Source organism: Paenibacillus sp. M2, from assembly GCF_046713495.1.
Classification (GTDB): Bacteria; Bacillota; Bacilli; order Paenibacillales; family Paenibacillaceae; genus Paenibacillus; species Paenibacillus amylolyticus_B.
Window position 1 is genome coordinate 3,394,790 of sequence record NZ_CP169648.1, and the last position, 12,025, is coordinate 3,406,814.

Below are 12,025 nucleotides of genomic sequence, written 5' to 3' on the forward strand. Positions count from 1 at the left end.
ACTCGTGAAAAGGAGATCATTCAACTATGGAAGAAAGAAAGCTTAAATTAGGAGGAATTATTGATGGCGTGGGTTGGAATCACACGGGTTGGAGACACCCCGCTATTCCAGCAGATGCCAGTGAAAATATTGAGTATTACGTACAGAAAGCCATACAACTTGAACAGGCAAAGTTCGATCTCATCTTTTTGGCAGACGTAAGTCATATTGGACCTGGCATGATCCCACACTATCTAAGTATGTTTGAGGGCGTATCCATTTTGTCTGCACTAAGTATGGTAACACATTCCATTGGCTTGGCTGCAACCATAGCGACTTCATATGCTGATCCCTTTACAGTTGCCAGGCAAATCGCCTCACTCGACAAGATTAGCAAGGGCAGAGCAGGGTGGAATGCGATCACCTCGAATCCGGGAGGGTTAGCCAATTACAGTCGGTCCCATTTAAGAAAAGCAGATCTTTATCCCATGAAAAAAGAGTTTTTGGAAATTGTTGAAGGCCTTTGGGATTCGTATGAAGACGATGCCTTTATACGTGATAAGGAACGTGGGGTATTTTATGATCCGCGTAAGATGCATCCTCTACATTATAACGGGAATTACTTCTCCGTGGAGGGTCCTTTAAATATCAGTCGATCGAAGCAAGGCAGACCGGTGGTCTTTCAAGCCGGCACTTCCCCGGAGTTCATGGATATTGCTGCACAGCATGCTGAAGTCATCATGGCACCTGGACATGATCTGGAATACCTCAAGGCATTCACTGCTGAACTGACACGTAAAGTTCAAAATCAAGGGCGTTCACCACATGATCTGTTGATGATGCCTTCTCACAACCCGATCGTTGGTAAAACGGAGAAAGAGGCTCTCGAAAAGCTAAGGGAAATCGAATCATGGATGCCACAAGGTTATCGAATGCCGAAACCTGGGTTAATAGGATCGGCGGAGCACGTTGCCGAACAAATCGAACATTGGTATAGAGCAGGCGTCATGGATATCTTGCTCATTAGACAAGATCATCCAGCAGGATTTAAAGACTTTATTAAATTGGTTGTTCCCATCTTGCAAGATAAAGGCATATTCCGCAAGGAATATGAGGATGACACACTTCGGGGGAATTTAGGTCTACCTTACCCTGAAAATCAATACACGAAGTAACAATCAGAAATTTGTTATTTAAAATAAAGGAGATGTTATACATTGAGTAAGAAAATTCGTACAGGAATCATAGGGGCTTCCATTAATAATGGGTGGGCGAGTGGTACACACATTCCAGCTATTGAGCATTTGGATGAGTTTGAGCTTACAGCAGTGGGGACAAGCAATATGGCTAGTGCGAAGAAAAGCGCAGAAGCTTTCCGGGCAGATCATGGCTTTGATAATATGGAGGAGTTGGCTCAGCACCCTGATGTGGATATGGTTGTTGTAAGTATTAATGTCAAGGAACATTATAACGCCGTTAAAGCCGTCGTGCCTGCTGGCAAACCAATCTATTGTGAATGGCCTTTGGGTTCGAATACAGAGGAAGCGCTTGAAATGCAGGAATGGGTATCATCTACCCAACTGCCAAATGCGATTGGATTACAGGCTAGACAAGCCCCGGCCATTCAATATGTAAAAGATTTATTGACAGAAGGTTATATCGGTAAAGTGTTATCTGCCAACCTGAAGATCGCTATAGATGGCATGGGTGGCGTTGGTGACAAGTCGACTGCGTATTTGTATGACCGAAAAGTTGGAGGGAACTTGCTGACCATTGTAGGGGGCCATAATCTGGATGCCTTCACTTACATGCTTGGGGACTTTACAGAATTGTCTGCTACCACAGCTCAACAGTTTCCAGAAGTTGAATTGGTTGATATTCAGAAAGTCATCAAGAAAACAACGGATGATCAGATCATGATTACAGGGAAATTGACTAATGGGGCAGCAGCCAGTGTCCATATTCAAGGTGGAGTTAAACATCAGACAGGACTTACACTTGAAATCTTCGGAGACAACGGCACGATTGTTCTGAGCGCCCCTGCATCCATTCAATTCGGATCACATCAATTACGCGGTGCAGGATCTACGGACAACGAGCTTCGCGAACTAACCATTCCCGATGCCTATTACTCGGCTCCACATTCTCTATATAACGACTCCGGATTTGTTCTGAACATGGCTCAGGCTTATCGTAAGTTCGCCCAAGATATTCAGGAAGGTACGACCTTAGCACCTACTTTTGCAGATGCGGTGAAACTTCATCAGTTACTGGATGCCGTCGAAAAATCAGCACAGACAGGTGAACGTCAATATTTCTAATCCTAACCAAAAAGAATATGAAGGAAAATATTACGAGAGAATATGGAATCAAAGAATAAAGGAGAGGTTTTTAATGAATAACACACTCGAATTGCTTCATAATCATACATCGTTTCGTTCTTACACATCTCAACCCCTAACTGAGGAACAAATAGATGCAATATTTCAGGCAGCGAATCAAACTTCATCGTTCAGTCTTCTGCAGGCGGTATCCATTATTCGAATCACAGATCCAGTGCTTCGAAAAAAAGTCAGACATCTCTGTGTTGATCAACCTTATATTGAAGAAGCGTCCGAATTTTGGATATTCTGTGCAGACTTCAACCGAAATCATGAAATCGCTCCGGATGTGGATATCGAATATATTGAATTTCTGCTAATCGGTTCATTCGATGCAGGACTGGTGGCACAAAATGCATTGACCGCGGCCGAATCCATGGGGCTCGGCGGGGTGTATATTGGTGCGGTCAGAGCAAATATTAACGAGCTATCTGATGTATTAGGTTTACCGAAATATGTGATTCCTTTAGTGGGGCTGTGCATCGGTCATCCAGATGGAGATAAACCTGAGCTTAAACCTCGGCTGCCTCAATCCATGGTTTTACTTGAGAATCAGTATCAATCTCTTGATCAAGAGAAATTAGCTATCTATGATGAAACGATGTTGAAGTATTATGAAAATCGACCGACGAGAGCCCCTTTCACTGTGAAAAAAGTAAAAGGATGGAGTGACCATATCCAGGATCACCTCGAGAGAAGTATTCAGCCGCAAATGATGGCCTATTTGAACAAGCAAGGTTTTGCCAAAAAATAAGTTTAACGATAAATCCAATCTTCCTGAACTTTAGAGTTGTTCACATTCTTTCGATCTGCTTTCCTCGATATGAGTCAGAATTATAGTGTGAATACTTGACGAAAAGCTATTGTAGGCTGAAACCGTGCAGACCTAAAATTCCTTGGTTTGATGCCTCTTCAAAACTATGAGATAAAATGAGAGCAACATTAGTAACAGTGGCTACTGATGTTGCTCTCATTTTATCGTTTAGTTTTGGTGCATCATTCGAACAATATGCTCTGCTATACTTCGTTCTGTTAGTTTAGTTTGTTCCGCAGTATGCAGAGTAACTGCTTCATTTATCATGTTAGCATAGATTTGTGCGTACAAAGTACGTTCATCAGAGTTTATGTCCTGCATACAAAGATCCAAATACTGCTTAAGTGCAATGACTAATTTTGAAGAGAGAAGAGGAATAATTTTATTATAGTTTCTTCGACATTTCTTTTTGACTTGTTGATGATACTCAAATGCTGCGAATACCAAGTGCATCATATTGTCTTTGGTAAATGCACACACACCATTAGTATGTTGTTGAATAAGTTCTTCTGCTGATTTTTTTATAATCTCATCCAACAATTCATATTTATCCTGGAAATGAGCATAGAATGTTGCCCTATTGATTTGGGCCCGTTCCGTTAAGTTTTGTATGGTGATTTTATCAAAATCTTTTTCTTCCATCAGTTCGAAAAGCGCCTCGAAAATGGATTCTCTTGTTCGAGTTGTACGAATATTTCTTACTTTAAGTCCCATGAATCTATCTCCCTTTTTTTAAACCAACAAAAGACTCGCATTGTTGGTTGTTCCTCAATGATATTCCGGATACAATTGAACTACTAAAGCAACTATTGTTGTAATAGTATAATACTAAGAAGGTGGTTAGTCCATTCAGAAACTTTAAAGTGCAAGGTTAATAGTAAGTAACGATTTCATCTAACAGTGTAAATAATAAAACTACAAAGTGATTAAGAAAACTAAATATTGGAGGGATTTTAAAATGAAACTTACAGGAAACACGATCTTCATTACAGGTGGCGGCTCAGGAATTGGACGTGCATTGGCAGAAGCTTTACACAAGCTTGGAAATAAAGTAATCATCTCGGGTAGAAGAAAAGAGCGTCTGGAGGAAGTACTTAGTGCTAATCCCGGAATGTCTGCAGTTGAACTGGACATACAGGATCTTTCCAGTATTGAGGCAACGGCTAAGCAACTTATTCGGGACTTCCCTGAGTTGAATGTCTTATTTAATAACGCCGGCATCATGCTTTTCGATGAGGCTGCAGGTGTGATTGACGAAGAGGTTCTGGTTTCAACGGTCTCAACAAACTTGCTTGGACCCATTCGAATGACATCTTCATTAATTGAACATTTGAAGTCTAAAGAAGAAGCTGTGATCATTAATACGACTTCTTCAATCGGGTTTATTCCGTACGCAGCGACTGCAGTGTATTCCGCGACCAAAGCAGCGCTCCATTCTTATACCTTATCACAACGTTATTTGCTTAAAAATACAACAGTAAAAGTATTAGAAATTATACCACCTGGGGTTCAAACAGAACTCATGGCAGATCTTAGTGACGATCCACATGCGATGCCACTTGAAGCATTCATTAAAGAAACCATAAGATTACTCGGTACGGATGCTGAAGAAGTTCTCGTGGAACAAGCGAAAATGATTCGTGATAATCAAGGTCCGAATGAAGGAGCTTTTGTAACGCAACTTAACGATATGGCGAGCCAAGCAACAACAGACCATTAATTTCATCCTTCCAAGACTATTAGTTTCATTGTTACCAGAGGTGAATTGACACCTGTATATCTCCATGATACATTTAGTCTGCTAAATATAATTCGGATGTTAGGGAGGAATCGTTCATGACAAATATAGTAGATTGTGAAATTCGACAGTCTTTAGATCGAATTTCCTCCCAAATGCGTCGAAACTATAGTGAATCTCTTCGGGAACTTAATTTATATGTAGGACAAGATAATTTGTTGTATCGGCTGTGGTTGGGTGATGGGGTAACACAGATGCAACTAAGTGAACATATGAAATGCGAACCACCAACGGTTACAAACATGGTCAAATCACTGGAGCAGAATGGATTTATATATCGCAAACGTGATGTACAGGATGCAAGGATCATGCGTATCTTTCTAACCGATAAGGGCAAAGAATTAGAAAAACCGGTTGAGCATAAATGGAGAGAGCAGCAAGAGAAACTACTTCAATCCATTTCTTCGGAAGATCGGCTGATATTGAGGCAATTCATGCAACAAATGGAGAGGAATATAGTGTGACTCTCTATTTTTTCGATAAATACTTAGCTTGCTTAATATAATTCCCGAGTGTAGTCAAGCTTGGTTCCACAAACTAAAAATAGAGGATCGTATGAACATGCTGATCCCATATCTGGACAGAACTAATGAATTAAGCTGAAAACAAAGGAATAGTGAACTGACCGACCAGGAGAAATCAGAACAGTTGGAACTTCGGCAAAATTACTTGAAAATGATCCGAGGACGACTTCTAACTACAATGCTTGCAGTATCTGTGGTTGATCCTGAAGGTAATGATTCCACGCCATCCAGATTGGTTGATGAAAAGAAAATCCATTCCAATACCAGTGAGAGAGAGGGATAACGGAATGTCTAATAAACAATTTGAGTTAGAAGACAATACACAAGATAATCTATTGCAAAATTTCCAGAATTACCGCAAGATGTGTACTGTTATAACGACTAATGGTGTTCATCTTAAAGGCATAATCGAAGGTTTTGATAGGTATGATATTATTATAATTTCAACAGCAGGGAGAAAAAGTTTGTTGAGTAAAAAAGCAATATCTACCATTATTACAGAAGAATGATAAGTGTTTCTGGGGATGAGTTTGTATCCATCCTTGCACCAGAATCTATGTTTTTCGTGAAGTTTTCGAACTTGACAGGTCAATCCTTCAATACAGATCCTTATTGATATTCCGCAACAAAAAACCCGTTAATCATCACATCACAGATTAACGGGTTTCAAAAAACGCTTCGACTGATTATTTAGTAATTAATCATGATATAAACGAGTTCACATCAGTTGCAACTATTCTTTTTCAAACTGAATATCTATTTTCTGGATAGGGCAAACCTAAATTACCACGTAAAGTGTTTGATTCGTATTCCGTACGGAAAATTCCCTTTTCTTGCAAAATAGGAATAACAAATTTGATGAAGTCATCGAATCCTGAAGGATGCTCCTGTCTGATCTTCAATAAGTCCATCGCACCTGCCTCATACCATTTTTGAATTTGATCCGCTACTTTTTCTGCAGAACCAAAAAATTTAGGTTTAGGTATTCTGTACCCAGGCATTAAACTTTCTAATTCTTGAAATTTTTCTTCAGCTTCTGTTTCTGTGCGTCCTACAATCGGATTATGCGAGAGTGTAATTATGAAATCATCAGGCGATCGGCCTTCTAATGCGACCCTTCTTTTTACCTCATTACTGAATGCTTTAGCATCTTCTAAGTCATCAGAAGGGAGAAATACTCCGTCAGCATGCTTTGCAGCAATATTCATGAAATCTGAAGAGGAGCCAGCTTGGAAAATCACGGGTCTTCCTTGTCTCGAACGGCTAATATTTAACGGACCATCCACTGAAAAATAATTCCCTTTAAAGTTTAGAGCGTGCATTTTTTTCGGATTAAAGAATATACCTCTTTGTTTATCCCGAATAAAAGCGTCATCCTCATAGGAGTCCCACAGGCCTTCAACAATCTCTAAGAACTCTTTTTTCATAGGATACAAATCTGCTTTTGAAAGATGGGTGCGGCTATAATTTGCTAATCCACCCGGATTTGAAGTTATGGCATTCCAGCCTGCACGTCCATTACTAATTTTATCTAAAGAAGCCATCTGTCGGGCAACGGTAAATGGATCTGCATAGGAAGTAGCAATTGTTGCAGTTAGCCCGATTGAATGAGTCACCATGCTTAATGCAGAGAGAATAGTAACACCTTCGAACATACTTAGATAATGTGGGATCATATTCGGTCCTATATGGCTGACGTCAGTTAAAAAGATGGTGTCAAACTTTCCTTCTTCTAATCTTTTAGCTTTTTGTACATAGTATTCTATGCTCTCACTAGCATTAGCGGGCATATCCGGGTGACGCCAACCTATATAGTTCCAGCCAACTCCATCTATGGTACCACCGATTTTAAGTTGTCTTTTCTCTTTCATGTATATCTTCCCCTTTCATTTTAACTTGTTTCGTTTGTTGAAACATGAGTATTATCCGTTAATCTGGTCTTGGCATTGGAACGGAACAAAGCGAATGAAATTGCAAAAATACTAATTGCAACGACAACTGAAGCAGCGGCTACCAAACTGACTGATTGAATGGATAATCCAGCAGTGACCAGCCCTCCGAAAGCTGCGCCCGTAGCCATCCCAAGTTGCAGGACGGAGCTGTTTAAGCTAAGTATAATTCCAGACGCTTCTGGAGCAATTGAGACGAGGTTGTACTGCAGGGTTGGCCCTGATGTCCAAGCAGCAATTGCCCAAACCATAAGCAAAACAAAAGTGACAATATACGACCCTGCTATGGTAGAGAGCATTATAAGAGCAAGAGCATTAACAGACATACCGAAAAATAGTGTACGGGCGAAGCCTAAACGATCCGTCATAAATCCACCGAGCTTGGAGCCAATTAATGTTGCAATCCCGAGAACAAGTAAAGTAAGACTTAATGCTCGTTCGCTCATCGGTGAGACGGTATTCAGGAAAGGCGTAATATACGTATAAAACACTGCGTATCCAATAAATAAAAAGAATGTCACGCAGAGAGAGAAAGTAATCTTTGAATTCTTCAAAAGTGCGAGTTGTTTGCCGAGAGGAACTGGCGCTTCGTTTTTTGTTGCAGGAATCATTTTAGCGACGGCAAAAATTGCTAGAAGACATAAGAGACCGATGCCCCAATAAATTATCTTCCAATCGAATGATGCAGCAATGAAACGGCCTATGGGGACTCCAATGACAAGAGAAGCACTAAATCCCATTGTCACAGTAGCCAGGGCACTCGCCTGATGACCTCGTGGTGATAATTTTGCTGCGAGGGAAAAAGCAGTGACAATAAAGACTCCCATTCCAACTCCGAGTACAATGCGTGACAGCATCAAAAATCCGAAACCAGAAAAAATGACCGTCATAGCACTTCCGAGAACAGTTAATGCGAGAGCCAATATCAACTGTTTACGTTGGTCTAACTTTGCTGTTGCTAATATAATGATAGGCGTGCCTATTGCATTGGCTAATGCAAATAGGGTAACAAGCTGACCCGCAGCAGAGACGGTTACACCAGCATAATCAGCAACTTTGTCCAAAATGCCCACAAAGACATTTTGCGAAGTGCCAACTAAAAGACTGATCAGGGTAAGCAAGTATATTTGTAGTTTCCATGTTTTACTCATTTTAGTACTCCACCTTGTAATCGATAATTTGTAATTCTGAAAATGTTGGACAATAAAACACAACTTTGAATACTCCAGCGAGAAGGGCAGTATGCTTATTTCAAGATGATTGGGAGCGTTGTTAATACAATGACGCTTTGTAACAGCTTTACTGCCAAGTGCTACTACATAAATAACTGTTTAGGTAAACTAAATAATATAACAGTGTAACATATCAAGTATTTCAATTTTTTAAAGTCTTATCACCTCAATCTCACTCTTTATAATATTTATTTAGGTAAACTAAATAATAAAGTGAAGCTAAGAGTTCTGTCAATAGCTTATCTTTTTATATTTTTTTCCATTCGTTTTAGCCAGACTCGCATTAAGGATATTTCTTCATTTGTAAATCCTTCTTGCATCTTCTGTTCAATAACATCAATTGTATGCAAATTCTTTTCCTCTTGCGCTTTGCCTGTCTCTGTGAGAAATATTCTTTTTACACGTGCATCTTTTGAATCAACCTTTCGGGTCACCCAGCCCCCTGCAACCAAGCAGTCAATAAGATTTGATAATGATGCAGGACGGATATTTAACTTTTCCAATATCTCTTTTTGAGTAAGTCCATCTCCTGTTTTCCATAAACAGCGTAATACATCTATCTGAGCAGAAGAGAGTCCGTCTTCTAATTTAGCACACATTTGGTTGGTGAGATGGGTTAAGTCACGAGAAATCCGTTTAATCGAAAAAAAGGTACCACCTTGATCATTCATTTTATCATCCATTTATTTAACCTCCCTAAACTTTATTTTGAAACTTCGTGGACTGAATGTCAACCTTGTACACATCAGGATCATCAATGTATTACCTGTACTGTCAGTTTCGGAATTCACGATTACACCTCTAATGTTGGGATAAGATTGTGATAATTCAAGTTAATTTTGTTCATTTAGATGTTTAAGAGATTACAGTACACTGAAAGAACATACAAACGGAACACACTAAACATGAAAATGTGAGGAATTATAATTCGTTGGAGGTTTTAACGTGAAGACCAAAAATATCTGGTTTAATCAACCTGCTGGAAGATGGGAAGAGGCATTACCTATCGGAAATGGAACTCTTGGAGGCATGATTTTTGGGAAAACACAGATCGAGAGAATTCAGCTTAATGAAGATAGTCTGTGGTATGGTGGTCCGATGCAGCGGAATAATCCTCAAGCACTTGAATCTTTATCTCAGATCAGAAGCCTGATTTTTGACGGTAAGATTAGGGAAGCAGAAGAACTCGCAGCAGATACTCTGGTAGGTGTTCCTGACGGGCAAAGGCATTATGAGCCATTAGGGGACTTCTATATCGCTATGGATCACAGTGAACATGAACCAAATGGATATCAAAGACATCTCGATCTGGAACAAGGCAAGGTAAACGTGAATTATACCGCAGATCAATCCATTTACAGCCGAGAATATTTTGCTAGCTACCCGGATCAAGTGCTCGTTGTTCATCTCAAATCTAGCGTGCCTGGAAAGTTATCTTTCTCCACTGTTTTTGGCAGGGGAACCGTTCTGAAATCAACATCCTATTCCGATATTCTTAAGCATCCTGTTGGTTTCCAATCCTATCTGGACCGGATCGAGAAGCGTGGAACGAATGACTTGATCATCCGGGGAAGAAGTGGGGGAGAAGAAGGAATTCGATTTTGTTGTGCGATTCGCCTTATATCTGAAGGAGGGCAGGTTCATTATTCAAGCGGTCAGCTTTCTCTGAAGAATGGTAATTCAGCGACTATTCTAATCACGGCTTGCACGGATTTCCGAGTACCCAAGGAACAACTCGAAGTGGAGTGCCTCCGCCGAATTGATGCTGCTTCCGCAAAACCATATAGCGAACTGCTCGCCGATCATGTCTCGGACTATCAATCCTTATTCGAAAAGATGGATATACATCTCGAAGATGAAAATAAAGATGTTGTATATTCCGAACTTCCAATCGATCAGCGCCTTGAGCGGCTTAGAGCTGGCAAGCATGATCCGGAACTGATGAGTCTATACTTTCAATTTGGTCGCTATCTGCTTATCTCAAGCAGTCGTCCAGGTTCTTTACCGGCAAACCTTCAAGGGATATGGAATAAAGACATGCTTCCTGTATGGGATAGCAAATATACGATTAATATTAATACACAGATGAACTACTGGCCTGCAGAAAGCTGCAATCTGTCTGAATGTCACGTTCCATTGTTTGATTTTATAGATCGACTGCAAGTCCGGGGAAAGGAAACCGCTAGAACCATGTATGGATGCAAGGGGTTCGTTGCTCATCACAATTCGGATATCTGGGCAGACGCTGCTCCGCAGGATGTATGCATGACATCGACGTTTTGGACCATGGGAGGAGCATGGCTTTCATTACATCTATGGGACCACTACGAATACAATAAGGATGTTCAATTTCTTAAAAAAGTTTACACCACGATGAAAGATGCGGCTATGTTTATTCTGGATTATCTAATAGAGGATCCTTCCGGCAATTGGGTGATATGTCCTTCGTCCTCACCGGAAAATCGCTATATATTAGATAATGGAGAGTCGGGGGCTTTATGTTTTGGTGCTTCAATGGACAATCAGATTATTAGAGAACTCTTCACGCGTTGTATTGAAAGTACCCGGATTTTGCAAGAGGATCAGGAATTTGGAGAATTACTCCGTGGTGCTTTAACCAAAATACCGGAGACCTCCATTGGCAAACATGGCCAGATCCAAGAATGGAGTAACGATTATGATGAATTGGAACCGGGTCACAGACATATTTCCCATTTATTCGCTTTGCATCCTGGAACGCAAATTACGTTGCAATCAACGCCTGACCTGGCCAAGGCAGCTCGTGTAACACTCGACAGAAGACTGGAACACGGTGGTGGACACACAGGATGGAGCAGGGCGTGGATTCTCAACATGTGGGCACGATTAGAGGAGTCGGAACTTGCACACGATAACATCGTGGAACTTCTACGTTCCTCCACGTTACCCAATCTGTTTTGTGACCATCCTCCATTTCAAATTGATGGGAACTTTGGAGGTACTGCAGGGATAGCAGAGATGCTTCTCCAGAGTCATAACGAAGTGATCAGATTGTTACCTGCTTTACCAGCAGCGTGGCCAAAAGGATATATTCGTGGTATTCGGGCTCGTGGCGGATTTGAAATAGATCTGGAATGGAATAATGGTCGTCTATTCAATACCAGAATTCGCTCTATTGCAGAATCAAGAGTAACCGTATCCTATCTGGACCAAAAGATAGAATTAACCTTTCCTGGCCCCAATTCAATAATTGAACTAAGAGGATACGACTGGAATAACAAATAAGAACTTACTGATTACCTGAGCGAATGCCGGCTGACAAAACTGCCGGTCTTCGCTCTTTTTTTTGGCTGAGATAAAATAAGATAT

11 protein-coding genes and 1 pseudogene are annotated in these 12,025 nt (G+C 40.6%); 8 read left to right on the forward strand and 4 right to left on the reverse strand.

Annotated elements, in window-relative coordinates; translation table 11 throughout:
- Positions 1 to 26 precede the first annotated feature (26 nt).
- The 3 genes from ACETMN_RS15485 (at position 27) to nfsA (ending at position 3,114) form a co-directional block, all read left to right on the forward strand.
- The gene (locus ACETMN_RS15485; protein WP_100526260.1) at positions 27 to 1,154 is read left to right on the forward strand and encodes an NtaA/DmoA family FMN-dependent monooxygenase; all 1,128 of its coding nucleotides are present in this window, start codon (positions 27 to 29) and stop codon (positions 1,152 to 1,154) included.
- A gap of 42 nt (positions 1,155 to 1,196) precedes the next feature.
- Complete coding sequence (locus ACETMN_RS15490; RefSeq protein WP_100526261.1) at positions 1,197 to 2,300, forward strand: Gfo/Idh/MocA family protein; 1,104 nt, start codon at positions 1,197 to 1,199, stop codon at positions 2,298 to 2,300.
- Positions 2,301 to 2,373: 73 nt separating this feature from the next.
- Positions 2,374 to 3,114, forward strand: a complete 741-nt coding sequence (gene nfsA / locus ACETMN_RS15495; RefSeq protein ID WP_100526262.1) for an oxygen-insensitive NADPH nitroreductase — start codon at positions 2,374 to 2,376, stop codon at positions 3,112 to 3,114.
- Positions 3,115 to 3,342: 228 nt separating this feature from the next.
- On the opposite strand, the gene ACETMN_RS15500 is transcribed toward nfsA, so the two are convergent.
- Positions 3,343 to 3,888: a TetR/AcrR family transcriptional regulator gene (locus tag ACETMN_RS15500; RefSeq protein WP_100526263.1), complete on the reverse strand. Its 546-nt coding sequence runs from the start codon at positions 3,886 to 3,888 to the stop codon at positions 3,343 to 3,345.
- A 244-nt stretch (positions 3,889 to 4,132) separates the two neighbouring features.
- Between ACETMN_RS15500 and ACETMN_RS15505 the strand changes: the two genes are divergently transcribed.
- The 4 genes and pseudogenes from ACETMN_RS15505 (at position 4,133) to ACETMN_RS15520 (ending at position 6,005) form a co-directional block, all read left to right on the forward strand.
- Positions 4,133 to 4,894, forward strand: coding sequence for an SDR family oxidoreductase (locus tag ACETMN_RS15505; RefSeq protein ID WP_411736312.1), 762 nt, complete (start codon positions 4,133 to 4,135; stop codon positions 4,892 to 4,894).
- A 116-nt stretch (positions 4,895 to 5,010) separates the two neighbouring features.
- Positions 5,011 to 5,436, forward strand: a complete 426-nt coding sequence (locus ACETMN_RS15510) for a MarR family winged helix-turn-helix transcriptional regulator (protein ID WP_100526265.1) — start codon at positions 5,011 to 5,013, stop codon at positions 5,434 to 5,436.
- 151 nt (positions 5,437 to 5,587) lie between these two features.
- Positions 5,588 to 5,779, forward strand: a pseudogene (locus tag ACETMN_RS15515) (DUF896 domain-containing protein); the annotation flags it as partial.
- Positions 5,736 to 6,005, forward strand: coding sequence for an RNA chaperone Hfq (locus ACETMN_RS15520; RefSeq protein WP_411736313.1), 270 nt, complete (start codon positions 5,736 to 5,738; stop codon positions 6,003 to 6,005). The pseudogene ACETMN_RS15515 and the gene ACETMN_RS15520, both read left to right, overlap by 44 nt.
- Positions 6,006 to 6,239: 234 nt before the next feature.
- On the opposite strand, the gene ACETMN_RS15525 is transcribed toward ACETMN_RS15520, so the two are convergent.
- The 3 genes from ACETMN_RS15525 to ACETMN_RS15535 form a co-directional block, all read right to left on the reverse strand.
- Positions 6,240 to 7,367, reverse strand: coding sequence for an NtaA/DmoA family FMN-dependent monooxygenase (locus tag ACETMN_RS15525; protein ID WP_411736314.1), 1,128 nt, complete (start codon positions 7,365 to 7,367; stop codon positions 6,240 to 6,242).
- A 20-nt stretch (positions 7,368 to 7,387) separates the two neighbouring features.
- Complete coding sequence (locus tag ACETMN_RS15530; protein ID WP_237175360.1) at positions 7,388 to 8,596, reverse strand: MFS transporter; 1,209 nt, start codon at positions 8,594 to 8,596, stop codon at positions 7,388 to 7,390.
- A 320-nt stretch (positions 8,597 to 8,916) separates the two neighbouring features.
- Positions 8,917 to 9,360 (reverse strand): MarR family winged helix-turn-helix transcriptional regulator, encoded by a 444-nt coding sequence (locus tag ACETMN_RS15535; protein WP_100526269.1) that lies wholly within the window; start codon positions 9,358 to 9,360, stop codon positions 8,917 to 8,919.
- Positions 9,361 to 9,622: 262 nt separating this feature from the next.
- On the opposite strand from ACETMN_RS15535, the gene ACETMN_RS15540 reads away from it, so the two are divergent.
- On the forward strand, positions 9,623 to 11,941 hold the full coding sequence (locus tag ACETMN_RS15540; protein WP_411736315.1) for a glycosyl hydrolase family 95 catalytic domain-containing protein: 2,319 nt from the start codon (positions 9,623 to 9,625) through the stop codon (positions 11,939 to 11,941).
- Positions 11,942 to 12,025 lie beyond the last annotated feature (84 nt).

Bases quoted from the DNA above. Each gene is read 5' to 3' on its own strand.
- ACETMN_RS15510 (WP_100526265.1), top strand. From the start codon at position 5,011: ATGACAAATATAGTAGATTGTGAAATTCGACAGTCTTTAGATCGAATT.
- nfsA (WP_100526262.1), top strand. From the start codon at position 2,374: ATGAATAACACACTCGAATTGCTTCATAATCATACATCGTTTCGTTCT.
- ACETMN_RS15525 (WP_411736314.1), bottom strand. From the start codon at position 7,367: ATGAAAGAGAAAAGACAACTTAAAATCGGTGGTACCATAGATGGAGTT.
- ACETMN_RS15520 (WP_411736313.1), top strand. From the start codon at position 5,736: ATGAAAAGAAAATCCATTCCAATACCAGTGAGAGAGAGGGATAACGGA.
- ACETMN_RS15535 (WP_100526269.1), bottom strand. From the start codon at position 9,360: ATGGATGATAAAATGAATGATCAAGGTGGTACCTTTTTTTCGATTAAA.
- ACETMN_RS15530 (WP_237175360.1), bottom strand. From the start codon at position 8,596: ATGAGTAAAACATGGAAACTACAAATATACTTGCTTACCCTGATCAGT.
- ACETMN_RS15505 (WP_411736312.1), top strand. From the start codon at position 4,133: ATGAAACTTACAGGAAACACGATCTTCATTACAGGTGGCGGCTCAGGA.
- ACETMN_RS15500 (WP_100526263.1), bottom strand. From the start codon at position 3,888: ATGGGACTTAAAGTAAGAAATATTCGTACAACTCGAACAAGAGAATCC.
- ACETMN_RS15485 (WP_100526260.1), top strand. From the start codon at position 27: ATGGAAGAAAGAAAGCTTAAATTAGGAGGAATTATTGATGGCGTGGGT.